This window comes from Acinetobacter sp. NIOH-H-8, assembly GCF_046635365.1.
In the GTDB taxonomy this organism is placed as follows: domain Bacteria; phylum Pseudomonadota; class Gammaproteobacteria; order Pseudomonadales; family Moraxellaceae; genus Acinetobacter.
This window is the reverse complement of the sequence record NZ_JBHDVN010000003.1, coordinates 60,532-83,301: the sequence shown is the minus strand read 5'-3', so window position 1 is coordinate 83,301 and position 22,770 is coordinate 60,532. Positions and strand designations below refer to the sequence as shown.

25 protein-coding genes are annotated in these 22,770 nt (G+C 44.3%); 9 read left to right on the top strand and 16 right to left on the bottom strand.

The genetic code is table 11. The annotated features are described in order from the left end of the window. Window positions 1-68: 68 nt before the first annotated feature. The 5 genes from thyA to msrA all read left to right on the top strand — a co-directional run bounded on the left by thyA (window position 69) and on the right by msrA (window position 3,783). On the top strand, window positions 69-911 hold the full coding sequence (gene thyA, locus ACEWB7_RS02710) for a thymidylate synthase (protein WP_034169878.1): 843 nt from the start codon (window positions 69-71) through the stop codon (window positions 909-911). A gap of 98 nt (window positions 912-1,009) precedes the next feature. Next, window positions 1,010-1,522, top strand: coding sequence for a trimethoprim-resistant dihydrofolate reductase DfrA40 (dfrA40, locus tag ACEWB7_RS02705; protein WP_005232285.1), 513 nt, complete (start codon window positions 1,010-1,012; stop codon window positions 1,520-1,522). A gap of 26 nt (window positions 1,523-1,548) precedes the next feature. Then, the gene (locus ACEWB7_RS02700; protein WP_411580402.1) at window positions 1,549-2,595 is read left to right on the top strand and encodes a DUF4105 domain-containing protein; all 1,047 of its coding nucleotides are present in this window, start codon (window positions 1,549-1,551) and stop codon (window positions 2,593-2,595) included. A 103-nt stretch (window positions 2,596-2,698) separates the two neighbouring features. Continuing rightward, window positions 2,699-3,160 (top strand): META domain-containing protein, encoded by a 462-nt coding sequence (locus tag ACEWB7_RS02695; RefSeq protein ID WP_411580401.1) that lies wholly within the window; start codon window positions 2,699-2,701, stop codon window positions 3,158-3,160. A gap of 98 nt (window positions 3,161-3,258) precedes the next feature. Beyond that, window positions 3,259-3,783 carry a peptide-methionine (S)-S-oxide reductase MsrA gene (gene msrA / locus ACEWB7_RS02690; RefSeq protein WP_004781907.1) on the top strand — a complete coding sequence of 175 codons (525 nt, stop codon included), beginning with the start codon at window positions 3,259-3,261 and terminating at the stop codon, window positions 3,781-3,783. An 89-nt stretch (window positions 3,784-3,872) separates the two neighbouring features. Here msrA and ACEWB7_RS02685 read toward each other — a convergent pair whose 3' ends face one another. The 5 genes from ACEWB7_RS02685 to ACEWB7_RS02665 all read right to left on the bottom strand — a co-directional run bounded on the left by ACEWB7_RS02685 (window position 3,873) and on the right by ACEWB7_RS02665 (window position 7,534). Continuing rightward, window positions 3,873-4,277 carry an ExbD/TolR family protein gene (locus ACEWB7_RS02685; protein ID WP_004781905.1) on the bottom strand — a complete coding sequence of 135 codons (405 nt, stop codon included), beginning with the start codon at window positions 4,275-4,277 and terminating at the stop codon, window positions 3,873-3,875. Continuing rightward, window positions 4,277-4,900 carry a MotA/TolQ/ExbB proton channel family protein gene (locus ACEWB7_RS02680; protein ID WP_004781903.1) on the bottom strand — a complete coding sequence of 208 codons (624 nt, stop codon included), beginning with the start codon at window positions 4,898-4,900 and terminating at the stop codon, window positions 4,277-4,279. Before ACEWB7_RS02680 ends, ACEWB7_RS02685 begins: the two co-directional genes overlap by 1 nt. Before the next feature lie 25 nt (window positions 4,901-4,925). Further along, complete coding sequence (locus ACEWB7_RS02675; RefSeq protein WP_180033539.1) at window positions 4,926-5,693, bottom strand: TonB-dependent receptor; 768 nt, start codon at window positions 5,691-5,693, stop codon at window positions 4,926-4,928. A 193-nt stretch (window positions 5,694-5,886) separates the two neighbouring features. After that, the gene (gene purU, locus ACEWB7_RS02670) at window positions 5,887-6,753 is read right to left on the bottom strand and encodes a formyltetrahydrofolate deformylase (protein ID WP_005232297.1); all 867 of its coding nucleotides are present in this window, start codon (window positions 6,751-6,753) and stop codon (window positions 5,887-5,889) included. Between the two features lie 49 nt (window positions 6,754-6,802). Continuing rightward, window positions 6,803-7,534 (bottom strand): TetR/AcrR family transcriptional regulator, encoded by a 732-nt coding sequence (locus ACEWB7_RS02665; protein WP_411580400.1) that lies wholly within the window; start codon window positions 7,532-7,534, stop codon window positions 6,803-6,805. Between the two features lie 115 nt (window positions 7,535-7,649). Here ACEWB7_RS02665 and ACEWB7_RS02660 point away from each other — a divergent pair, with 115 nt between their 5' ends. The 4 genes from ACEWB7_RS02660 (at window position 7,650) to ACEWB7_RS02645 (ending at window position 11,553) form a co-directional block, all read left to right on the top strand. Continuing rightward, a complete protein-coding gene (locus ACEWB7_RS02660) occupies window positions 7,650-9,098 on the top strand; it encodes a coniferyl aldehyde dehydrogenase (RefSeq protein WP_411580398.1) in 1,449 nt (482 codons plus the stop codon). A gap of 165 nt (window positions 9,099-9,263) precedes the next feature. Further along, window positions 9,264-9,500, top strand: coding sequence for a 50S ribosomal protein L28 (gene rpmB / locus ACEWB7_RS02655; protein ID WP_000048256.1), 237 nt, complete (start codon window positions 9,264-9,266; stop codon window positions 9,498-9,500). 16 nt (window positions 9,501-9,516) lie between these two features. Then, window positions 9,517-9,672, top strand: a complete 156-nt coding sequence (rpmG, locus tag ACEWB7_RS02650; protein ID WP_001205031.1) for a 50S ribosomal protein L33 — start codon at window positions 9,517-9,519, stop codon at window positions 9,670-9,672. Window positions 9,673-9,825: 153 nt separating this feature from the next. After that, the gene (locus ACEWB7_RS02645; RefSeq protein ID WP_411580397.1) at window positions 9,826-11,553 is read left to right on the top strand and encodes a cation:proton antiporter; all 1,728 of its coding nucleotides are present in this window, start codon (window positions 9,826-9,828) and stop codon (window positions 11,551-11,553) included. 201 nt (window positions 11,554-11,754) lie between these two features. On the opposite strand, the gene ACEWB7_RS02640 is transcribed toward ACEWB7_RS02645, so the two are convergent. The 11 genes from ACEWB7_RS02640 to ACEWB7_RS02590 form a co-directional block, all read right to left on the bottom strand. Next, the gene (locus tag ACEWB7_RS02640) at window positions 11,755-12,033 is read right to left on the bottom strand and encodes a hypothetical protein (protein ID WP_004781893.1); all 279 of its coding nucleotides are present in this window, start codon (window positions 12,031-12,033) and stop codon (window positions 11,755-11,757) included. A gap of 104 nt (window positions 12,034-12,137) precedes the next feature. Next, window positions 12,138-12,641, bottom strand: coding sequence for a DUF6586 family protein (locus ACEWB7_RS02635; RefSeq protein ID WP_034702359.1), 504 nt, complete (start codon window positions 12,639-12,641; stop codon window positions 12,138-12,140). 209 nt (window positions 12,642-12,850) lie between these two features. Further along, the gene (locus ACEWB7_RS02630) at window positions 12,851-13,102 is read right to left on the bottom strand and encodes an RNA recognition motif domain-containing protein (protein ID WP_004781890.1); all 252 of its coding nucleotides are present in this window, start codon (window positions 13,100-13,102) and stop codon (window positions 12,851-12,853) included. 83 nt (window positions 13,103-13,185) lie between these two features. Then, entirely contained in the window at window positions 13,186-15,174 is a 1,989-nt protein-coding gene (locus ACEWB7_RS02625; protein WP_411580396.1) for an ATP-dependent helicase, read from the bottom strand. Between the two features lie 274 nt (window positions 15,175-15,448). After that, window positions 15,449-16,594, bottom strand: a complete 1,146-nt coding sequence (locus tag ACEWB7_RS02620) for a glycerate kinase (RefSeq protein ID WP_411580395.1) — start codon at window positions 16,592-16,594, stop codon at window positions 15,449-15,451. Window positions 16,595-16,717: 123 nt separating this feature from the next. Continuing rightward, window positions 16,718-17,290, bottom strand: coding sequence for an HdeD family acid-resistance protein (locus tag ACEWB7_RS02615; protein ID WP_411580394.1), 573 nt, complete (start codon window positions 17,288-17,290; stop codon window positions 16,718-16,720). 125 nt (window positions 17,291-17,415) lie between these two features. Then, window positions 17,416-18,174: a hypothetical protein gene (locus ACEWB7_RS02610; protein WP_411580393.1), complete on the bottom strand. Its 759-nt coding sequence runs from the start codon at window positions 18,172-18,174 to the stop codon at window positions 17,416-17,418. 32 nt (window positions 18,175-18,206) lie between these two features. Next, window positions 18,207-18,404, bottom strand: a complete 198-nt coding sequence (locus ACEWB7_RS02605) for a hypothetical protein (RefSeq protein ID WP_159123625.1) — start codon at window positions 18,402-18,404, stop codon at window positions 18,207-18,209. A 124-nt stretch (window positions 18,405-18,528) separates the two neighbouring features. Next, window positions 18,529-21,171, bottom strand: coding sequence for a type I DNA topoisomerase (gene topA / locus ACEWB7_RS02600; RefSeq protein WP_005232311.1), 2,643 nt, complete (start codon window positions 21,169-21,171; stop codon window positions 18,529-18,531). A gap of 31 nt (window positions 21,172-21,202) precedes the next feature. Then, window positions 21,203-21,652, bottom strand: a complete 450-nt coding sequence (locus tag ACEWB7_RS02595) for an ammonium transporter (RefSeq protein ID WP_411580391.1) — start codon at window positions 21,650-21,652, stop codon at window positions 21,203-21,205. Between the two features lie 112 nt (window positions 21,653-21,764). Beyond that, entirely contained in the window at window positions 21,765-22,766 is a 1,002-nt protein-coding gene (locus tag ACEWB7_RS02590) for a PIN domain-containing protein (RefSeq protein WP_411580390.1), read from the bottom strand. Window positions 22,767-22,770: the final 4 nt, after the last annotated feature.

Genomic DNA, 22,770 nt, shown 5'->3' with positions numbered 1-22,770 from the left:
TGATGAGCGCAATTTTAAATTGCCCAATTCAAAGAAAAGCAATTTGCAACAGATTTTAAGAGAGACCTATGCGCCAATATCTTGACCTTTTACAACATATCCTCGACAACGGCGGCGATAAAGGCGACCGTACCGGCACAGGTACACGCTCGGTATTTGGTCATCAGATGCGCTTTGATCTTTCCAAGGGTTTCCCTTTACTCACCACCAAAAAAGTTCATTTTCGTTCGATCGTGATTGAACTGCTGTGGTTCCTGAAAGGTGATACCCATGTAAAGTATCTTCAGGACAATAAAGTGACCATCTGGGATGAGTGGGCAACTGCGGAACAAACCGCACGTTTTGGTCGCCCAGAAGGTGAACTTGGTCCAGTATATGGCCATCAATGGCGTAATTTTGGTGCCACTCAAAATGCGGATGGCAGCTACAATCAGGATGGTTTTGACCAGATCAAATGGCTGATCAATGAGATCAAGACCAATCCAAATTCACGCCGTCTGATTGTATCTGGCTGGAATCCAAATGAAGCAAGTCAGGTGGCTTTACCGCCTTGCCATACCCTGTTCCAGTTCTTTGTACATAATGGCAAATTGTCTTGCCAGCTTTATCAACGTAGTGCTGACGTTTTCCTTGGCGTTCCATTTAATATTGCCAGCTATGCCTTGCTGACTCATATGATTGCGCAGGTATGTGATCTGGATGTAGGCGATTTTGTCTGGACGGGCGGTGATACGCATTTATATGCCAATCATTTTGAACAGGCCAAACTTCAACTCAGTCGTGAGCCTTTAGGCCTGTGCCAGTTGAAACTGAATCCTGAAGTTAAAGACCTGTTTGATTTCAAATTTGAAGATATTGAAATTGTCGGTTATGAATCACATCCAGGAATTAAAGCGCCAGTTGCAGTTTAATTCCTGTTAAACCCCGGAAAATATTCAAATCCCACTTTGCTTAAAGTGGGATTTTGCATTTTAATAGCAATAATTTTTATCTGTTTTTGAGTATGGGTATGGCATTTCAGGATTTAGAAGTCGTTCATGTCGTGGCAATGGATCAGCAGCGCTGTATTGGTAAGGACAATGACCTGCCTTGGCATATCTCAGCAGATCTCAAGCACTTTAAGGAAATCACTCAAGGCGGCGTAATTGTCATGGGCCGTAAAACGCTTGAGTCGATGGGCCGTGCGCTGCCTAAACGTGTGAACTGGGTGATTACCCGCGATCCTGACTGGTCTTTTGAAGGCGTCAAAGTCGCGCATACGATTGAAGATGCCTTGACTCAAGCCGTGGCCGATGTGCAGGCTTCAGAAAAACCGAATGCTATTTTTATCATTGGCGGTGGTGAAATCTTTAAACAGACTCTGGAGATCGCTGATCGTCTGGAACTGACCCATGTTGAACTGGATGTACAAGGTCACGCCTACTATCCGGAAATTCCAGCCGAGTTCAAAAAAGTTGCATCAGAACAACATATCGATGACAAAACCGGTATTGCATTTGAGTTCGCAACATACAGAAAATAAAGCCTATTTTCTATAAAAGATTGAACATGCAAGGACAAGACCATTCAGAAAAGCATTGGAGCCTGTGGTTATTAGGGAGTCTGTTTAGTGTATTTGTCCTGTGTTCAAGTCTTTGGCTGAGCCTGATGCTCTGGGTGCAACAACCCTTGGGTAAAATTGGCAGCATCATTCTGATCGGTCTCTGGCTTCTATTTGCCTGTGTGGTCTTGGGCATTTATTTCACCAAGCATCTGATTTCCCGCCAGGTGGATACAGTGCTTTATCTGCTAGCCTTTCTGGTCAGCTTACTGGCTTATTTAAGCATAGAACCTCGTCAGGATCGTGACTGGAATCCTGAAGTTTCCCGACTGCTCTCCTATGAGCAGCAAGGCAATCAAGTCACCTTGCACAATATCCGTAATTTTGACTGGCAAGCAGAGGGTCAATATACCGAACGCTGGGAAAGCCGGAGTTTTGATCTAAACGACATTACCGGGGTAAACATTATTACCTCTTACTGGATGGGACCTAAAATTGCCCATACGCTGGTCAGTTTTAATTTTGCCAATCAGAAACCGCTCGCCTTCTCGATCGAAATTCGCAAAGAAAAGGATGAGAAATTTTCTGCTATTGGTGGCTTCTTCCGAAAATATGAACTGAGTTTGGTCGCCTCAGATGAGAAAGATATTGTATATACGCGTAGCAATATTCGTGGTGAACAGGTTTACTTTTTTCCGGTAAAAATGCCACAAGCAGAAGCTCAAGCCCTATTTAAAGAATATCTACGTAAGGCTGATGAACTGGCCAAAGAGCCTAAATGGTATAACACCCTGAGCAGTAACTGCACGACGCTGGTCTTTGATATGGCTCAGGCAGTATCTCAGCAACAGCTTCCTTCAGATTACCGCTTACTGGCTTCTGGGTATTTACCCGATTATTTATATGATTTAAAAGCGCTAGATCAGCGCTGGGATATACAAACCTGGTATAAGCGTGCACACGTTAATCCACGGGTTAAAGATACCGGTCAGATTTCCAGTCAAGAGTATTCACAACGCCTGCGTCAAGGCCTACCTGAGCCGAGTTCCAGATAATTTTCTAAGCTATCGAACTTAAAGAAAGATACAAAATCAACTGGCGTATATTGCATTTTTTTGTTTATATACAAATAGCTAACTCAGAATTAGAGTCTCTCGCATGCTAAAAAAATTAACAGCAATCATGATTTTAGGTTCAGTTTTTACGCTGTCAGGTTGTGAAACCGTACCGAGTACCTCATCAGTCAAAACTGAAAATAATTTACAGCTCTTGCAAAATCGTACCTGGATTGTGAACCAGATTGGCAATACCGAAATTACTACAGCACCGACAGCACGCAATATTCCAAGTCTGCAATTCGATGCAGCGACTCAACGCGTGTCTGGCGCAGATGGCTGTAATCGTATAATGGGCAGCTACACTGCCGGCAAAGACACCCTTAACTTAAGCCAGATGGCGAGTACCGAAATGGCTTGTCTGGATAATGCAGGTCTGGATCAGAAATTTAAGGAGGCACTGAGCAAAGTGACTCATTATCAGGTCTATGGTAAAACCCTGAAATTAATGGACCGTCATGGCAATTTACTCATTCAGTTAGAAAGTGCAGTACAGCCTCGCTAAGTTTTGACTACAAAAAACCTGTGTCGTGCAGGCTTTATATCTTTCATACTCATATGAACATTCAATAATCAGCACTCTACAATGATGAGGACTTAACCATGCAACAAGCACTATTTGGTGGTGGATGCTTTTGGTGTACCGAAGCAGTATTTTTACAGCTTCAGGGCGTACAGAAGGTCGTCAGCGGCTATGCGGGTGGACAAAATCCTAATCCGACCTATGAGCAAGTCTGCGGCGGTGATACCAATCATGCCGAAGTGATCCTGATCGATTTCGATGAAAATCAGATTACGTATAGTCAGTTGCTCGAAGTCTTTTTCGCAACCCATGATCCAACGACATTAAACCGTCAGGGCAATGATGTCGGCACGCAGTATCGTTCTGTGATTTATTATTTTAATGATGAGCAGAAAGAAACTGCACAGCTCACAATAGACTCATTGAAAGCTGAAGGATTGAATATTGTGACTGAACTTAGCCCTGCACCGACTTTCTACCCTGCTGAAGAATATCACCAGAATTTCTTTGCCAAGAATCCGAATCAGGGCTACTGTAATTTCGCGATTCCGCCCAAGCTGAACAAATTACAACATAAGTTTATGACGCTGCTCAAAACTCATTAATCTGGATGCGGCTTGATCAAATGCCCTCTTAAATTAAGGTAATAAAAAAGCGACTGAGATCAGTCGCTTTTTTCATTGAGAGTAAAAAATTAGTTATCAGTTGCAAAGGCAATATCGCTGAGTCCGGCTCCACTCGCGCGTGACATCACTTGAGCAACGGTGTCATAACGTGATTCTTTATCTGCTTTCAATACGATGGTCGGTTGACGCTGTGCCTGGCTCGCCTCATTGAAACGGGTTTCAAGTTGATCCAGGGTCAGTACATCACCATTCCACGCTACATCACCTTTGGCATTGATGCTGATGGTGACATTTTCAGGTGGCAGGTCAATAATTTCTGCAGTGGTTTGCGGCAAGGTTAATGGAATTGATGGGTTCGCAACGGTCGCTGTCACCAGAAAGATGATCATCAATACCAACATGATGTCGATCAGGGGAATGAGATTCATCTCATTCATGCCTGTATCGTTGTCTTCACCCAATTGAAAAGCCATTAAGCTTGACCTCCAACTAAACTGTCTTGTGCTACTTTTGCATCAGCCTTCTTTGCAGAAGAATCCTGTTGCAACATGGTGTCAATCAATAAGCTATGCGCATGGTCTTGCAGTTCATTGCTTAAAGTACGGTTAACACGTACACAGATGTTATATGCAAGTACCGCAGGAATCGCCACAGCCAGACCCAGACCGGTCATGATCAGCGCTTCACCCACTGGAGTGGCTACTTGTGCCAGACCTGCCTGACCACTCTTACCCACGGCAACCAGTGCGTGGAAGATCCCCCATACTGTACCGAACAGACCGACAAAGGGTGAAATTGAAGCGATGGTACCCAAGACAGATACACCTTTTTCTGCATTGCCTTTTTCTAATGCAATCTGACGTAATAAAGCCTGTTCAGCTACAGCTTTACGTTGTTCAAATGCCAAAGGAGTCATTTTATTTTTCAATTGTCCTAATGCTTTAGATAATTGAGCATAGGCAATCTGTTTAAGTTGGCGAGTGCCCATTAAACGCAGCACAAAAATGGTCCATGTCGCAATCGACATTGCCAATAACACGAAATACAGTGTTTTACTGACTGCATCAGCGTGTTGCCAATAAACTGAAAAGTTCATATTCGAACTCCTAATGGGTTAGCCGTTATTTGGTAATCTGAAAATCGAAAGGCTGTTCCACACGGGTTGGATAAGCCACACCATTTTCAACATATTTGGTCAGTTGTGCACGACGTACCGCTGATTCAACTTTGCGCGTAACGGCCGGGCTACAACTCGAATTTCGTGCGGTCGCAGAGACCACTTTCCCCTGCTCATTTGCAGATACATCCACCACTAGCGAACAGGCTGATTTTAACTCTCCTGCCGAGAGCGACACTTTTGGTGCACGCTGCCAAGATACGCCGCCGCCAATTGCAACACTTTTCGGTGCAGGTGGAGTCGGCGGTGCGACAGGTGCTGGTGGCGCGACCGGTGCAGGCGCAGGTGCCACTTTTTTAGTTTCAGTCACGACCGCAGGAACCACTGGACTTGGTGCCGGTTTGGCTTCAACTGGCGGTGCAGTAACAGGTTTAGGCGTTTCTGCTTTTTTCACCTGCTCAATTTTTTCTACTTTTTTGGGTGGCGGTGGCAGCGGTTTTTCTACAATTTTAACTTCTTTCGGCTTTGGTGGCTCTTGTTTAGGCTCTGGCGGCTTTGGCTTCGGTGGTAAAGGTTTTGGGGCTTCCTGAAGTTTGACGAAACGAACCTTTAAAGGTTCTTTATCGACCTGTTTCAGTTCAGGTGCTTCCATCTGGCTGACTGCCCATAAGAGACCCACGTGTCCAACCAGAACCGCCGCCAGAATAGAAACGACTTTCTTTTTCATCTGATTTGACGGTGGTGGTGTCATGGGAGCAGCAACTTGACTCATTAAATCTATTTACCTCGAAGAGATGATGCGAAACAAACTATCAAGCTCATCGGTTAGCACAATTAAAGTACGCCAATAATAAATGAGAAGTGTTTTCATTTGCAACTACTAATCCCACTTTTCTCCATTATTTTTGTTTCAAACAAAAAAGGCATACTTAAAGTATGCCTTTTTTAAACCGAGATGCAAGCGCTTATTGGAACACGACAGTTTTATTGCCGTCGACAATCACACGGTCTTCCAGATGCCATCTCACTGCACGTGCCAGCACATTACGTTCAACATCCTGACCCAATTCACGCAGCTGTTCAACAGTAAAGTCATGGTTCACACGCTCTACATCCTGCTCGATGATTGGACCCTGATCCAGATCAGCTGTCACATAGTGTGCAGTTGCACCGATCAGTTTTACACCTTTGTCATAAGCCTGTTTGTAAGGATTAGCACCCACGAACGCTGGCAGGAATGAATGGTGAATATTGATCACTTTCATTTCCCATTTACTTACGAACTCTTCATCGAGAATCTGCATATAACGGGCTAATACCAGCAGATCGTTGCCCTGCATCAGTTCATCAATCTGTGCATAGGCTTCACGTTTGTTCTCTTTGGTCACCGGAACCACTTCAAACGGAATACCAAAGTTTTCTACTGATTCACGTAGAGTCTCGTGGTTAGATACTACTTTAGTGATTTCACATGGCAGACCGCCGCGTGCATGACGCCATAGCAGTTCAAGCAATGCATGGTCGACTTTAGAAACCAGAATACCGACCTTCTTCACATCACTGACCAGTGCCAGACGCCAGTGCATGCCATAGCGCTCTGCAACATTAGCAGCAAAAGTCTGCAACAGGCTTTCTTTACGGCTTTGCAGATTGTCCAGTTCAAACTCAACACGCATGAAGTAACGTCCGCCCTGCGCTGCTGTCGCGTATTGATCAAGCGCCGTAATGTTGGCACCCTGATGATACAAGAAGCTTGAAACAGCCTGCACGATGCCCGGCTTGTCTTCACAAGTAATCAATAAACGTGCGGTATTAGCAGTCGTCATATTCATGTTGGTTAAGGTCACTAATTAGTTAAATTAAAAAAATAAGCCGAGTATTCTAACGCGTTTCTTCGATATTCTGAATAGTTTGTTCAGATTCAGGCGGTTTAGGCGACGATAGGCTGGCAAACAGCTCTGAAGAACCAAACGAATTGAGAAGGCTCTCATATGTCTGACGGCTTTCACCACGCAGATAAGCACCTTCCAGGAACACCATCTGACGCAGTGCCTGCCAGACCCATTTTTCTTCCAGAGTGTTGGAATCGGTAATATGCCCCGACATATATAGGAAGTTGGTCCAGTTGGTCAGTACGATCCAGAGGTTAATGATCAGCGCTTCAATTTCTGAATCAGTCATTTCCATTAGGCCAGCATTTACGAAAGCTTTATAAATTTTTTGTCCCTGCTGCATGACCTGTCCGGCAAAACGAGGATAAAGCTTGCGGAAATCTTCGTTATTTTCTACCAGATGGTATACATCACGGTGCAGAAAACGATAAGCCCAAAGCTGACTGCTTAGTACCTGAAAATAATGAATCTTGTCATTGGCATCCAGAGCACGATCTTCCGGAAGTGCCAGCATTTCCAGCGTCTGATGCTGATACTGCTCCATCAGTTCCTTGATAATTTCATTTTTATTACGGAAATGGTAATACAGATTACCCGGACTCATGCCGAGTTCAGCAGCAATATGGTTGGTGGTTACAGATCGTTCGCCACGTTCATTAAACAACTGCAAGCTGAGCTGTAAGATACGCTCTTTGGTTTTTAACGTTTTGGTTTGGGACATCCTAAAATAACCATTCAGTTCATGCATTAGTAAGGCTAACACACAAAGTAACTTGACTAATTAGAGTATTTGCTCTAAAAATTAATTAATCGATTTTGAATAATGGTAGTGCGGCATGAACAGTCACACAAAAACAACTTCAATGACACCACATTTTCTTGATAGCCAGCACCTCAATGAAATTCTGGCTCAACAAAAACACGCCTACTTACGCTACCCACTGCCGACTGCAAAGGAACGTATCGATCGTTTAGCTCGGCTTAAGCGTATCTTAGTTAAGTATCAAGATCAATTTGCCGATGCAATTAATCAGGACTATGGTAACCGCTCTGTGGGAGAAACCAAAATTGGCGAGTTACTGACTTGTCTTGAACATATTAAATATTACAGCAAAAACCTGACCAGCTGGATGAAACCATCCAAGCGTCATGTCGGTATTATTCACCAGCCGGCAAAAGCCTGGGTACAGTATCAACCTCTGGGCGTGATCGGCATCATCGCACCGTGGAACTACCCTTTATTATTATCCATCGGCCCTCTGATCTGTGCGTTGGCTGCGGGTAACCATGCCATGATCAAGATTTCCAGTTCATCGGCTGCTTTTGGCAAGGTATTGGAAAAAGCCTTAGCTGAAGCCTTTCCTAAAGAACTGGTTGCCGTGGTGAATGGTGGCGGTACGGTGTCTGATGCCTTCTGCCGACTGGCTTTTGACAAGATGATTTTTACTGGTTCAACGGCTGTCGGTAAAACCGTGATGGCGGCAGCTGCGGAAAATTTGGTACCAGTAATTCTAGAACTGGGTGGCAAATCCCCTGTACTGGTGCATCCATCGATTGACCTGCGTGATGTGGCTCAGCGTATTGCCGTGGGCAAGCTCTGGAATGCGGGCCAAACCTGCGTGGCACCGGATTATATGCTCCTGCCGCGTGGCAAAACTGCCGAGTTTATCGATCATTTTAAAGCCTGTGTCGAAAGCATGTATCCGGACATCAGCCATAATCAGGATTACACCTCGATTATCAATGATAAGCAGTACAATCGTTTGCAAGGTTATCTGGATGATGCCCGTGAGCAAGGCGCGCAGATTATTGAAATCAATCCACGTAATGAATCGCCAGCAGACCTGCGTAAAATTGCACCGACCATCGTGACCAATGTTATGCCAAGCATGCAGATCATGCAGCATGAAATCTTTGGGCCGCTCCTGCCGATCATGGAATATGATCAAATTGACGACGTTATCGACTTTATTAATAGCCGTCCGCGTCCACTTGCATTATACTATTTCGACTTTGATCAGGCGCGTGCTGATTATGTCGCACAGCGTACCCATTCAGGGCATTTCGGGCAAAACACTGTATTAACCCATGTCGCACAGGATGACCTGCCATTTGGTGGTGTCGGTGCTTCCGGTATGGGTAAATATCATGGGCCAGAAGGCTTCTTCAGTTTGTCGCATGAACGGTCTGTAATGTCGAATCCTAAGCTGTATAGCTTGAAATACATTCTGCCTCCGTTTAATAAGCCGATCCATAAGCTGATTTCGAAGACACTTCTTCGATAAATGATCAAGGCATGAGCTATTACACGGGCTCATGCTTCGTTTTAGACAAAATCGCTTGTCTTTTAAGCGCATTTTTGATATAAAACGCCCCTTGAATGAATTCAATCCGTTTATTTTTGACTGGCCATACAGATTTGCTGTTGGCTAAATCAATGGAGTTACACCATGTCTAAGGTTTGCCAAGTTACCGGCAAGCGTCCAGTCGTTGGTAACAACGTCTCACACGCCAACAACAAAACTAAGCGCCGGTTCGAGCCGAACCTGCACCACCACCGTTTCTGGTTAGAAAGCGAAAAACGTTTTGTACGTCTTCGTTTAACCACTAAAGGTATGCGTATTATCGACAAATTGGGCATTGAAAAGGTTGTTGCTGACCTTCGTGCTCAAGGTCAAAAGATCTAAGTAAGGAGTCAGGACAATGCGTGATAAGATTCGCTTAGTTTCTTCAGCTGGTACAGGTTATTTCTATACCACTACTAAGAACAAACGTACTATGCCGGAAAAAATGGAAATCAAAAAATTTGATCCAAAAATCCGTCAACACGTAATCTTCAAAGAAGCTAAAATCAAATAATTTTAGTTTTTTGAAAAAAGCGACCTTCCCGGTCGTTTTTTTTTGCATTTTTTTTATGCGGCTTGATAAACTTTCTGTTTCTTCTGGCATTTTCTGTGCTTATTTCCCATAAAAAACTGAAATTTCATAAAATTTATTTTAAAGGAGTGTTTAGTGCCACATGACGTAGAGCTCATTATCCTGTTAGCTGTCGGTTTTGGCTTAGCCCTGGTTTTTGGCTATATCGCTGCACGTCTACGCCTTCCCCCACTGATTGGCTATCTGGTTGCCGGGATTCTGATTAGCCCGAATACCCCAGGCGTGGTTGGAGATGTGCATCTGGCGAACCAGCTGGCCGAACTTGGCGTCATGTTCCTGATGTTTGGTGTCGGGATGCACTTTTCTCTGAATGACCTGATGCAGGTCAGGCGTATTGCCTTGCCGGGTGCAGTCTTGCAGATTGCAGTCGCGACACTGCTCGGGGTCGGGGTCTCCATGCTCTGGGGCTGGAATTTTGGCTCTGCCCTGATCTTTGGCTTAAGCCTGTCCTGTGCCAGTACCGTCGTGCTTCTCAAAGCCCTAGGGGATCGTGGCCTGCTCGAATCCATTAACGGGAAAATTGCAGTCGGCTGGCTTCTAGTTGAAGATCTGGTTATGGTGCTGGCACTAGTATTATTACCCGCAACTGCAGTACTGCTCGGTGGTCAGGCTCTGGAAGGCAGTAGTAGCGATCAGAATGTCTGGATCACCTTAGGCATTACCTTGCTCAAAGTAGCCGGCTTTATTGCTTTCATGCTGATTATTGGTAAACGTTTAGTGCCAATGATCATGCAGGTGGTGGCACGTTTAGGCTCACGTGAGCTATTTACCTTAACCGTCGTAGCTGCAGCCGTATCGATTGCCTTTGGGGCTTATAAGGTCTTTGGTGTATCCATGGCACTCGGTGCGTTCTTTGCCGGGATGGTAGTGAAAGAGTCTGACTTCAGCCACCGTGCCGAAGAAGAAACCTTACCGCTGCGTGAAATCTTCTCGATTCTGTTCTTTGTGTCCGTCGGTATGCTGTTTGATCCGCGTATCCTGATGGATCAGCCACTTCATGTGTTGGCGGTGCTCGGTATTATCATGATTGGTAAAACCATCGCAGCGATGGCACTGGTGCTGTTCTTCCGCTACCCAATCAATACGGCACTCACCGTCGGTGCATCTCTGGCACAAATCGGTGAATTCTCTTTTATTCTGGCCGCACTTGGTGTATCGCTAGATCTATTGTCACTCGATGGACAAAACCTGATTCTAGCGGGTGCCCTGATTTCGATTACCCTGAACTCGTTTATTTTCTCAGCAGTAGAACCGGTACAAAAATGGATCCGCGAACGTTCGTCTCTGGCGCGCTTATTGGAGCGTAGTGGTGATCCGCTTGCCATGCTACCGGATGAGGTCTCGCAGGACTATCTGCGTGATCAGGTGGTGATTGTGGGTCATGGTGAAGTCGGTCGTCGGATTACCCTGTCACTGATGGAACAAAACATCAAGGTCGTGATTGCCGAAGAAAACCGTGAGATCGTAGAGAACTTGCGTAAAAAAGGCATTGCGGCAGTTTCTGGTGTCGCAACTGAACCCGGTGTGTTGATTCAGGCTCACATTCAGCATGCACGTCTATTGGTGATCTCACCGATGGATATTATTGATATCCATAAAATCGTGGATATTGCCAAGACCCTAAACCCTGCTATTCAGATCCTGCTATGTGCGGAAAGCAAGGAAGAAGCCGAAGTGATTCGCCGTGACAATATTGGCGAGGTGTACTATGCCAAAGAGGAAATGGCGAGAAATATGAGCAATCATATTTTGAACCAGATCGAGATTGCGCATAACCATCCGCCTACGCATTATTCAGGCTGATTTCTTAAAGAAGTTGTCAAAATTGGCAACTTCTTTTTTATTGATTGGACTGGAGTTTATCACATCGGCAAACCATAAAATTTCAGATTACTTTTCTGTTTAATAGACTTAATTTTTTCTATTATTCTCTATTTTTCTCATTTTATAAACACAAAAAAAGCACACTTCAAGTGTGCTTTCCTGCTCGCCAGGGTAGGCAATTTAGCTCATATATTTGGGCTCTTCATCCACAACTTCAGCTTGCCATTCATTGACCTGCTGTTCCAGCAAACCATATAAAGCGGCCTGAATCATGTGTTGTGCAATCACAGGCGTTTGATCACCCAACAGGGCTTTCACCTCGTCATTAAACTGAATCATGACTAATGGCTGTTTTTTTGAGCCCGCATTTCGTAATGCCAACGCGCCACCTTCAAGTTGAACGAGTTCCAAAATCGCGTCTTGATTACCAAATAAATCTTTCAACTGTTCTATAGACATATATCCTCCATGTTCAACATGGTGGCAAAGAGCAATTGCACTTTGCATCATTAGAGTAATTGATATAGGGTTAATAATCGCAATTTCAAGTACAGCTGATCAGATTAAAATTCAACCATCTCATTACGAAAACCATCAATAAGCTGCGTCAGGTCACGATGCCATTCTCGTAATATAGCAGTATCAGGTAACCAGGCTTGTGGTGTCTGTGTGACTTTAATGATGAGATTTGAAGAAGTTTCGTCTTCGGGTTGTGGCGAACTTGGCTCTGGCGCATATTGGCAGAGACGGTAAGCACGTTTCAGTTCAGCAAGAAAACCATCTTTGGATAAATGCTGTAATACGGTCACTTCAGGTGACACCTGACCCTTAGCCGCCATAAGCTCTTCAATCGATTTCAGCGTCGGGCTCAGGTCATTCAGACGGTAATAGCGTACCAGTTCCTGTAAAAAGGCCAGCAGTGCCCCATGCAGATGGAATACAGCAGCTTCACGATAAGCTTGTGCCTGCTGCACATGATCAGTCTGTTCAGCCTGCTGACAGGCCAGACGGGCGAAATAAAGTTTTTGATTGGTACGGTCCGCATGATAGCGAGCAACTCGTGTCATCGAAATTTCCTAAGCATTAAAACAAATTTTGGCTCTTATAAAGTAAAACGTACGCCCGCATTACGCAATGCAAGATTATCTACGCTGTCGATCTATTCTGCATAATCTTGATACTTCAGACTGCTGATATTAACCCTTCAGTAAAAAATCCAAGCCTTTTTAAAGGCAAAAAAAAGAGCATCACACATGCTCTTTTTATCAGCTGTTATTTAAGCTTGTGGCTTTTCTTCAGCTTGCTTCACACGAATTCCCTGACCATGCAGGCGCAGTGTATTTAAACCTTTAATTGCTTTGACAGCTTCACGGCCATGTGGCATTTCTACGAAAGCAAAACCTTTAGACTTACCTGTTTCTGCATCCATGACCAGCGTACAAGATTCAACAGTACCGTATTGCTGAAACAGGGTCAGTAATTCAGCTTCTGTTACTGTACGTGCCAAGTTACGAACTAAAATTTTCATCGGATAACCTTAAGAAGATAGGCAAAAATAATCAAAAAGCACGTGCCTACTCTACTTTTTGCGTCAAACCCAGAAGGGATAGTTTAATCGAGATCAATCCCAAAATCTAAATTAATCGATTGGCGTTCAATTAAAGCACTTTTCACAGTCTGTTGACGGGTTTTGTAATGGGTTTCTGTGACACATAAATTGCGGGTCAAATCATTGAGAAAATAGCTTTCAATTTTACGCCCCTGCTCATCTACCGTTTCACGCGCCCAGTGATTCAGGTTTTGTTTGGTCAGAATCAGCTCATTCTGTGCACGAGTCAACGCTACATACAGCACACGACGCTCTTCCTCGACATCATCGAAATCCCCTTGCGCCCGTGCATGCGGATATTGTCCCGGCGTGACATTGGCCACATAACAGACTTTCTGTTCCGTACCCTTGGCCGAGTGAATGGTAATGAGGGTCACTACATCCGTATCCGACTGGCGTTCAATTTCAGAAATAGAGACCGGATCGAGCACATACTCTTCCAGAAATTCACTCACTTGAGCATGTTTAGAAGCTAGCTGTTTAACCAATTCAAAATCACCCTGACGGCGATTCCAGTCTTTTTTATAGTTTTCAGCCAACTGAGCTTCAATGGCCTGGACTGCCAGACCAACACAGGCCTGTACTTCGGTTTTGAGTACCGCCATTTGCTTCATGATCAGAATGGTTTCTAGCGGGATCTTGCCAAATTTTTCCAGCTTGTCGGCGATAATATCCATCTCTGGCTCAGCTAAAAGTTGCTGTGACAGCTTACTTGCTCCGACATCACCCACACCATTCCATAATGTCAAAAAGCGCATCCAGGCGATATCATCCAGCGGATTAGCAACCACACGTAGCAAACTTAGTAAGTCTTTAACATGTGCTGTTTCTAAGAGTTTCATCCCACCAATAAAGCGATATGGAACATTGGCCGCGATACAAGCTGCTTCAATATGTCGCGCTGCATAACTGGAACGTACTAGCACCATATGATCGGACCATTTACTACCTTGCAGATAATGGCGCTCTTTAATATCAATCGCGATCCATTTGGCTTCATCAAACTCATTCGGGAAAATATGCATCTTTGGCTTGATGCCTTCACCACGATGCGCATCCAGCCGCTTGTCATATTTAATTTCGGACTGATCCAGCAGCCAGTTGGAAAGGTCCAGAATTTCCTGGGTTGATCGGTAATTCTTTTCTAGTTTAAAAATTTTTGCATCCGGCACACGCTCTTTGAAATGGTGAATATTTTCAAAATCGGCACCGCGGAAACCATAAATCGACTGCGCATCATCCCCAACACAGAATAGGCTAATATGTTCTTTCAGCGGTTCCAGCAATGCCCATTGCAGTGGATTGGTATCTTGCATTTCATCCACCAGCATATGTCGACAGATCGAAGCCACATAGTCCACCAGACCTTCAGACTGCGCCAAAGCAGTCGCCACTACAGCGAGGATATCGTCATAATCCAGAAAGCTACGCGCACGCTTACGCGCTTCATATTCTTTCATGATGTCGGCAATCTGGTCTTTGAGTGCCAGATATTCTGGCATCTGCTTTTCCAAAGCCAGACTCAGTTTCTGCCGGGTATTCCGCGCAAAGGAATATAAATCACAGAGTTCCTGTGGCTTCGGCAAGTAATTTGGATTTTTCTTGTCATCACGCCCGCGAATCAGGCGGAACATCATCAGCTGATCATCACGGTCAATAATTGAAAACTGTTCCAATCCAAAAGCCTTTGGAATCCGGCGCAGCAGATACATACAGAAGGTATGAAACGTTGATGCACGTAAGCCTTTGGCCTGTTCACCGAGTGCCAGTTCCACCCGTGCCACGATTTCACTCGCCGCACGACGTGTAAAGGTCAGAATCTGAATTTGATTCGCTGGTACGCCTTGATCAATCAGATAAGCTGCACGTGCCACGATAGTTTTGGTCTTGCCACAGCCTGCCCCAGCCAAAACCAAACTGTGCTTTGCTTCTGTTGTCGCAGCTTGCTTTTGTTGCGGATTTAATTCATCTATCAGGGAGGCTAAACTCATGGTCACTCATCAATTTGTGGATAGGTGTAGTTTAACAGAGCTGTTCCTAGAAAACGTATCCTCAATATTCTAGAAAGCATTTGATTCCGGCCAGGCGGCATGGATGCCGCCGTTATTCAGTGATGCAGGGATGCATCATCTGAATAACACTGGAGTTTGGTTACTTTGCTCCGTCAAAGTAACAATGTACCTACGTAACCCGCACGCATAAGTTTAGTAAACCGTAAATGAGGTCGTGCATTAAGCTAAGTTAGCTCATAAAAATTTATCTATCTTATTGTTCAAACTTTATTTTAATTTCTTTCATAACACGAGCACACGCTTGCTCTAGGTTTTGCTCAGCATCTTTTAATGCTTCTTCCAATAAAAAATCTGGTGGATTAATCCCCACAATCTGACTAAAACCAACCTGATACAGTGACTCAATCCCCTCACCGACCAAACCTGCAAACGCAATTACCGGTTTATTTAATTGCTGGGCGACCTGAGCCACACCAAATGGTGTTTTTCCTAAAGCAGTCTGATGATCAATCTTGCCCTCGCCAGTGAAAACATAATCTACATTCGCAATTTTTTGTGCCAGTTTATTCTGTTCCATAATTAACGCTACACCGGATTGCAGCTTTGCTCCTGCAAACGCCATCAACCCAAAACCTAACCCACCGGCTGCACCAGCACCTGGAATGTTTCTTTTAGAAATACCTAAACCTGCTTCAACCAGATCAGCAAAATGACTTAGATTTCGATCCAGTTGTTGCACCATTTCCGATGTTGCACCTTTCTGCGGCCCAAAGATCGCTGAAGCACCATTCGACCCACAGAGCGGATTATTCACATCTGAAGCGATCAAGATTTCCGTATTGTTTAAACGAGCATCGAGTTGGGAAAAATCAATTTGATCAATCTGATCCAGATTACCACCGCAGACCTGAATTGATTCTCCTGCAGTATTTAAGAATCGGACTCCCAAAGCCTGAGCCATACCGGCACCACCGTCATTGGTAACACTACCACCGAGCCCAATAATGATTTTCTTTACGCCAAGATCTAGCGCCTGTTTGATCATTTCCCCTGTGCCATAAGTCGAGGTCAACATGGGATTACGCCGAGTAGCTTCGAGCAGATGAATGCCATTGGCCTTGGCCATTTCAATCACTACGGTCTGACCTGCATTAACCAATCCAAAATAAGTTCCGATCGACTGACTGGCTAATGGCCCTGTAACTCGGCACGTTACTCGTTCACCCTTTAGACTTGAGATTAATGCATCTACAGTTCCCTCACCACCATCTGCCATGGGTACAGTAATACAATTTGCGTCAGGAAAGACCTGCAAAATACCACGCTGCATCGCCTGACAGGCCTGCTCAGCAGTCATACTTTCCTTAAAAGAATCTGGCGCTAGAACAAAGGTTTTCATGAATATGATCGGCCGCGTGATAGGTTTTATACTAATTTGAAGTGCATACCCATCTTACAGGCAAAGCTGAACATGCCAATAAAAAAGAGCGCTGATTCGCACTCTTTTTTATACTGATCTTACTTAAAGATCTGCGGAGCTTTTTGGCACACGATGTTTGATATAGGAAGCCAAAGTCAAATAGTTAATCCCTTGGAACAAAAGATCGATTGCCAGAAAAGCGCCCAGAACCCAGAACGGTGCATTCGGTGACAATAGAATCAGGATACCTGTAGCTAAAGCTAAAATCCCAGAAAATAAAGTCCAGCCCCAGCCACGGAATGCTTTAAAGATAAAAGCATTGAAGATGCGAATTATTCCCGCCGCAAGCAAAGCAATCGCAAGCAGATTGGTCAGTACAATCGCAGTTTTCGCTGGCGTGCTAAAGGCATAATAGCCCGCAATAAAATAGATAATACCGAATAGCAGCCAGAGCCAGCGAAATGCCCCATCGAAGATTTTAATCCCGGCGATCAGATGAACCACTCCACCTATCATCATCAGGACACCAAACAGGAATACGATGGATAAGGTGGCAAAAGGCAGCGACGCTAACAGTACGATTCCAAATAACACTAATAAGGCACCCAGGCCTAAATACCATTTACGGTTTTCATTCAATTGATGCCGAACAAGATCATTTCCAACAGTTTTCATATTCTTCTCAAGTCATTGGCTATGACTTTGATTATGCTCTTAAATCATGGATAAATTTGTTAGAAATTCACTGAGTTTATCTATAAAAATAGTAAGTTATGCCGGTTTATTCAGCACTTCGTTAATTATTTTTTCCAGCCAAGTTCAATCGCCGTGATTTCATTAATCAGGGTTTGATTTAAAGATTCCGGCATTTTACTGGTGCTTTGCGATACTGGGATGTGCCCTGCCATCAGCTCAGCTTTGGCTTGGGGAAATAAAGGCTGCTGATTCGGATTGGCATAACCCACTGGATATAGCGGCTGGCCTGTGGCGAGATCATATTTATCTGAAGCGCCAAAGGCATGCAGTAATTCATGCACTAGGACAATCTTATTCTGGTCAGACTGTCTGCTTGAAGCAAATAGATTGACTGAACCAATCCGGCCTTTTTGCAGAGCCGTTGAATGTTTTAATTGCTGGGTGTGTGCAGGATCATAATAATTTAAAAAGAGAGTAACATTCGATGAAGGATCTGAACCTTGCTGCTGTTGCCAGGCATAGAAACGGAATTTCAGACTCCATAAAATATTGCCAAGTAAGGAGGCCTGCTCCGGCACTTTAGGCGGCAATTCTTTAAGTTCATGCCCCAGATTAAAATAAAAATAAGTGGGCTGTCCACGGTACTGCTGGGCCGCTTTTTCCAGATATTCTTGTGTTCCTTTTAGATCCTGAGCAGACAATTGCTGGATATATTGCTGTGTGGTCGCCAATCCATCTGCATTGATCGGATGCAACAGAACAAAGATTGGTTTGTTCCAGTCCTGATTCTGATCTCGATAAGCATTTACTGCCACCACAAACAAAATCATCAATAAAATCAGGATTCGGATCTTTTTCCACATATGAACACGCCAATAGAGAGTTAATTTAAATGTTATTTTTGTTTCGTTTTTTGATCTTCAGAGCGCAGATATAAAACACAGCTCAAACTAACCAGTGACATAATAATCACCAGAATCATCAGCATTCCCCGATCCATAGGAATACCCATTTCATTAATCTTTCCAAGCATGAAATAGAGGATAGATCCTAATCCAATACTTAAGAACAGGAATTTATCTAGCCAAGTCATGCATGATTCCTACTTTAATCTTTTATTATTTAACGCCTAGAATATCCTAGAACTATATTGATCAAAAATAGTCCGTCATAAAAAAATGCCGACTTTCGTCAGCATTTTCTTGATGTCTTATAGCTTAGGCCTCAACCCATTTGCCATCCTGATAGACCAGCGACCATTTGGTTTGCTTGCCTTCAGGGGTTTCCGAACCAATATATTGAGACTGGTTCTTACGGCTGAATTTCACCAAGGTTGGATTTCCTTCAGGATCCACATCTGGTGCCTGCAAAATAAACTGATATTTTGGATCTAGCTGATCCGCCACAGTACGCAGTTCTGCAACCTTCGGTGCGCGAGTTTCACGGACTTTCGGGAACTTGCTCGCGGCCAGGAACAGACCGGCGGCACCATCACGCAGAACAAAGAAATCATCATGCTTGGTTGAACGTAAGTGTTCCATCTTGATCGGATCAACACGCGGAGGCGCAGGTTGACCATTCTTCAAGACTTTACGGGTATTCTCACAGCTGGTACAGGCAAAATATGGACCAAAACGGCCAGTTTTCAGCTGCATTTCACCATCACATTTATCACATGGAATGGTTGGGCCATCATAACCCTTAATCTTGAATTCGCCTTCTTCCAGCTCATAACCTGTACAGTCCGGGTTATTACCACAGATATGCAGTTTACGGCCGCCATCAATCACATAGCTGTCCATTGCAGTGCCACAGACTGGACAACGTTTTTTCGACATCAGGTCAGCAGTTTCTGCTGCATCATCATCAGACAGTGCAGCCAGAGATTCAACCGGAGTCAGGTTCAATGTACCTTTACAACGTTCTTTCGGTGGCAAGTTATAACCCGAACAGCCCAGGAATACGCCTGTTGTACCGGTACGGATCTGCATCGGACGGTCACATTCTTTACAATGGACTGCTTCAACTTCGACAGGCTGATTGCGGCGCATGCCGTTTTCACCCTGAGCATTGGTCAGACGTTTTTTGAAGTCACCATAGAAGCTGTCTAACAGATCTTTCCAGTTACGCTCACCATCTGCCACTTTATCCAGCTGACCTTCAAGGTCTGCAGTAAAGTCATAGTTCATCAGGTTATTGAAGCTTTCATCCAGACGATCGGTGACGATCTCACCCATCTTCTCGGCAAAGAGACGACGGTTCTCCAGTTTTACGTAACCACGATCCTGAATGGTCGAGATAATGGCAGCATAAGTCGAAGGACGACCAATACCTTTTTTCTCAAGCTCTTTTACCAATGATGCTTCAGTAAAACGTGCCGGTGGTTTGGTAAAATGTTGAGATGGATCTAGTTTTTCCAGCTTCAGCACTTCACCAACTTTCACAGCAGGCAACAGTACATCATCATCAGATTTGTTCTGGCCACGAACTTTGGTGAAACCATCAAATACCAGAGTACGACCTTTGGCTTTCAGTTCAACACCATTCGCATCCACTAAAATAGTCGATGATAAATATTCTGCTGGTGTCATCTGACAAGCTACAAATTGACGCCAGATCAGGTCATACAGACGCTGTGCATCACGTTCCACTCCAGCCAGACTATCGCCTTTCAATGCCACATTGGATGGACGAATGGCCTCATGGGCTTCCTGCGCACCAGCTTTATTACCATAACGGTTCGGCTTGGCTGGCAGATATTTCTCGCCATATTCAGACTCGATATGACCACGCACCATATTGACTGCATCATCACTCAGGAAGGTGGAGTCAGTACGCATATAGGTAATGAAACCAGCTTCATACAGGCGCTGTGCCAGCATCATGGTTTTCTTTACCGAGAAACCTAGACGGGTACTTGCGGCCTGTTGCAAGGTAGACGTGATATACGGCGCACTTGGATTCACCTTGGTCGGCTTATCTTCACGGCTAATAACTTTATATTCAGCGTCTTTAATCAGATTCAGTAAAGCATCTGTTTCAGCTTTATTATGCAGCTTTAAAGTCTTGCCATTTTGCTTGACCGCTTCCAGACGAATATCATCTTTCTTGGATTTGGTATCTGCAAAAACCTGCCAGTATTCTTCAGGAATGAACTTACGAATTTCACGTTCGCGTTCCACGACCAGCTTTACAGCGACAGACTGTACACGCCCCGCAGACAGACCACGGGCAATTTTTTCCCATAGCAGTGGCGAAATCATGAAGCCGACGACACGATCCAGGAAACGGCGTGCCTGCTGGGCATTGACCTTATTGGTATCTAGACGTGAGGGCTGTTTAAACGCTTCCTGAATGGCATTTTTGGTAATTTCGTTAAAGACCACACGTTGATAGCGTGAATCATCGCCGCCGATCACTTCTTTTAAATGCCAGGCAATCGCTTCCCCTTCACGGTCCAAATCCGTTGCGAGATACACTTCATCGACTTGCGATGCCAGTTTTTTCAGTTCAGCGACTACGCCTTCCTTGCCCGGAAGGACTTCATATTTGGCTTTCCAGTCATGTTCTGGATCGACACCCATCCGGTTAATCAACGCCTGCTGTGATTTTTCCGCTTTTTCTGCTTCAGTCAGCTTGGTTCGGGTCACCGGTTTTTTCTCTGCAGTTTTCGCAGAGCCGCCCGTTGGCAAGTCACGCACATGACCCACCGAGGATTTCACGATGTAGTTTGAACCGAGATACTTGTTGATTGTTTTCGCTTTTGCAGGCGACTCCACAATCACCAAGGCACGTTTACTTCCAGCGTCGGAAGACTTCGCCGTGCTGCTTTTTGATGTGGACCGAGGAGCGTTCGCCATATTAACCGTTTAATCCTGTTTATTTCTAAAATTAAAGTTCAGCCAAAGAATGTAATAGTGTCTTGATGTCATCAAGTTGTGTGGCTCTAAGATCAGATTCTTCATCCCAATAGAGTCCTACACAGTTTGCCTGCATATCAATAGCATAAATGCCCTTTAATGCAATGGGAAAATCTTTAAATTTGTCATCCCCATGCACCAGTTCAAGTTTGTTATCAACCACGCGGGCACGCATCAGCGGTAAACGGGCATCTGGAAGCAGCACACTATAATAGGCCACCATACTGGCACGACTTTCAGTCGCCTTGGGAATGTTGGTCCATTCCGGTGCAACCACCAGACGTGGATGTAAGCCCATCTTGCGGGCTTTATCACGCATAAGTCCTAATGCCTTTTCTCTAGGACTCACACGCAGACCAAAAATAGACCCCAGTACGAAAACGATGATGACAACTGCCACCCAGATTCCGGTATTTTCCATAGTTCAACCTTTATGTTCTTATATTAGATTTGCATAAGCCCGCTATAAAAGGCAAGCACCGCTTGCGAAATACTATTTTATTCTCTGTACTTATTACTTTTACGTCTTTGTTTTAAGATAAGATTTCAGTGTTTGGCTGATTGATGATATGCGGTTGGATCGCCATTGGAATCAGGCAGGACTTATCCAGATTGGCCCAAGCCTGTATGAGCTGGCTGTTATAAATCAGCTTGGTATTGTCCTGTTTGAAAATATCCTGCTTCTTTAAAACCTGAATGAAATCTTGCGCTGCTTGCTGGTGTTCTAAGCCTAAGATTGAGCGTACTGAATTTAATAAACTTGCTGTTTTGGCCGGACGGCTACTTTCACTCTTCGCCAGATAATCACTATAAATTTTGACCCGCTGTAAATGAGGCTTTAACTGAATATCAGCAATACTCGGTAAAGTAATCGCTATGGGTTTCGATTGTTTGAGCGCTTCCTGTTTTAACAGTTCGCGCATCAGGTTTAGCTCATAACTTACTTTTTGATCCTGAATCTGAATCAGCTGATAATTTTTTAACTGGCCAATGACCTGCTTAATAGTGGCAGAAGTGCCTTTTAGCCAGGACTTTAAGGCATTATTTAGAGAGTTAAATTGTTTGGGCTGATTTTTTACTAACAGTTTAACTGCAGCAAAAAGCAGTCTGAATTCGGCTTTTTCTGGATGAATGTGCTCTAAAGATAATTTAGTGGAACATGTGGACTGAATTTCTTTTTTCTTCTGTTGTGCCTGAAACCCCATCACTTTGAGTAAATCGACAATATATTCAAATTTCTTATCATTCGACATGACATCAAATTCAGCTTCAGATGCCTGCATTTGTATAGACAACTGCCCTGCTACAAATGCCAAGCCAAAGTCAGCAGCATCAGGTCCAGTTTTTGGCATTTTAATGAGAACCAGACGTTTTTGAACTACATGATCAGACAAATTTTGCAATCCATCCAAACTCAAGGCTATGGGTGATTTTGCATAAACCAGATAAACAAGGGCATAGGACTTGAGCAGGCTGAGTAACTCGTTTTCTGTTTTAGGCTGATTTTCAATATCCAATAACAGTATTTTTTTCATATGC

What these genes read in the sequence shown, in the direction of transcription:
- rpmG (WP_001205031.1), top strand. Translation starts at nt 9,517, where the DNA reads ATGCGTGATAAGATTCGCTTAGTTTCTTCAGCTGGTACAGGTTATTTC.
- ACEWB7_RS02590 (WP_411580390.1), bottom strand. Translation starts at nt 22,766, where the DNA reads ATGAAAAAAATACTGTTATTGGATATTGAAAATCAGCCTAAAACAGAA.
- ACEWB7_RS02665 (WP_411580400.1), bottom strand. Translation starts at nt 7,534, where the DNA reads ATGTCCCAAACCAAAACGTTAAAAACCAAAGAGCGTATCTTACAGCTC.
- ACEWB7_RS02610 (WP_411580393.1), bottom strand. Translation starts at nt 18,174, where the DNA reads ATGTGGAAAAAGATCCGAATCCTGATTTTATTGATGATTTTGTTTGTG.
- ACEWB7_RS02635 (WP_034702359.1), bottom strand. Translation starts at nt 12,641, where the DNA reads ATGACACGAGTTGCTCGCTATCATGCGGACCGTACCAATCAAAAACTT.
- purU (WP_005232297.1), bottom strand. Translation starts at nt 6,753, where the DNA reads ATGAATATGACGACTGCTAATACCGCACGTTTATTGATTACTTGTGAA.
- msrA (WP_004781907.1), top strand. Translation starts at nt 3,259, where the DNA reads ATGCAACAAGCACTATTTGGTGGTGGATGCTTTTGGTGTACCGAAGCA.
- rpmB (WP_000048256.1), top strand. Translation starts at nt 9,264, where the DNA reads ATGTCTAAGGTTTGCCAAGTTACCGGCAAGCGTCCAGTCGTTGGTAAC.
- ACEWB7_RS02660 (WP_411580398.1), top strand. Translation starts at nt 7,650, where the DNA reads ATGAACAGTCACACAAAAACAACTTCAATGACACCACATTTTCTTGAT.
- thyA (WP_034169878.1), top strand. Translation starts at nt 69, where the DNA reads ATGCGCCAATATCTTGACCTTTTACAACATATCCTCGACAACGGCGGC.
- ACEWB7_RS02630 (WP_004781890.1), bottom strand. Translation starts at nt 13,102, where the DNA reads ATGAAAATTTTAGTTCGTAACTTGGCACGTACAGTAACAGAAGCTGAA.
- ACEWB7_RS02680 (WP_004781903.1), bottom strand. Translation starts at nt 4,900, where the DNA reads ATGAACTTTTCAGTTTATTGGCAACACGCTGATGCAGTCAGTAAAACA.
- ACEWB7_RS02595 (WP_411580391.1), bottom strand. Translation starts at nt 21,652, where the DNA reads ATGGAAAATACCGGAATCTGGGTGGCAGTTGTCATCATCGTTTTCGTA.
- topA (WP_005232311.1), bottom strand. Translation starts at nt 21,171, where the DNA reads ATGGCGAACGCTCCTCGGTCCACATCAAAAAGCAGCACGGCGAAGTCT.
- ACEWB7_RS02700 (WP_411580402.1), top strand. Translation starts at nt 1,549, where the DNA reads ATGCAAGGACAAGACCATTCAGAAAAGCATTGGAGCCTGTGGTTATTA.
- ACEWB7_RS02640 (WP_004781893.1), bottom strand. Translation starts at nt 12,033, where the DNA reads ATGTCTATAGAACAGTTGAAAGATTTATTTGGTAATCAAGACGCGATT.
- ACEWB7_RS02625 (WP_411580396.1), bottom strand. Translation starts at nt 15,174, where the DNA reads ATGAGTTTAGCCTCCCTGATAGATGAATTAAATCCGCAACAAAAGCAA.
- ACEWB7_RS02675 (WP_180033539.1), bottom strand. Translation starts at nt 5,693, where the DNA reads ATGAGTCAAGTTGCTGCTCCCATGACACCACCACCGTCAAATCAGATG.
- ACEWB7_RS02695 (WP_411580401.1), top strand. Translation starts at nt 2,699, where the DNA reads ATGCTAAAAAAATTAACAGCAATCATGATTTTAGGTTCAGTTTTTACG.
- dfrA40 (WP_005232285.1), top strand. Translation starts at nt 1,010, where the DNA reads ATGGCATTTCAGGATTTAGAAGTCGTTCATGTCGTGGCAATGGATCAG.
- ACEWB7_RS02605 (WP_159123625.1), bottom strand. Translation starts at nt 18,404, where the DNA reads ATGACTTGGCTAGATAAATTCCTGTTCTTAAGTATTGGATTAGGATCT.
- ACEWB7_RS02685 (WP_004781905.1), bottom strand. Translation starts at nt 4,277, where the DNA reads ATGGCTTTTCAATTGGGTGAAGACAACGATACAGGCATGAATGAGATG.
- ACEWB7_RS02615 (WP_411580394.1), bottom strand. Translation starts at nt 17,290, where the DNA reads ATGAAAACTGTTGGAAATGATCTTGTTCGGCATCAATTGAATGAAAAC.
- ACEWB7_RS02620 (WP_411580395.1), bottom strand. Translation starts at nt 16,594, where the DNA reads ATGAAAACCTTTGTTCTAGCGCCAGATTCTTTTAAGGAAAGTATGACT.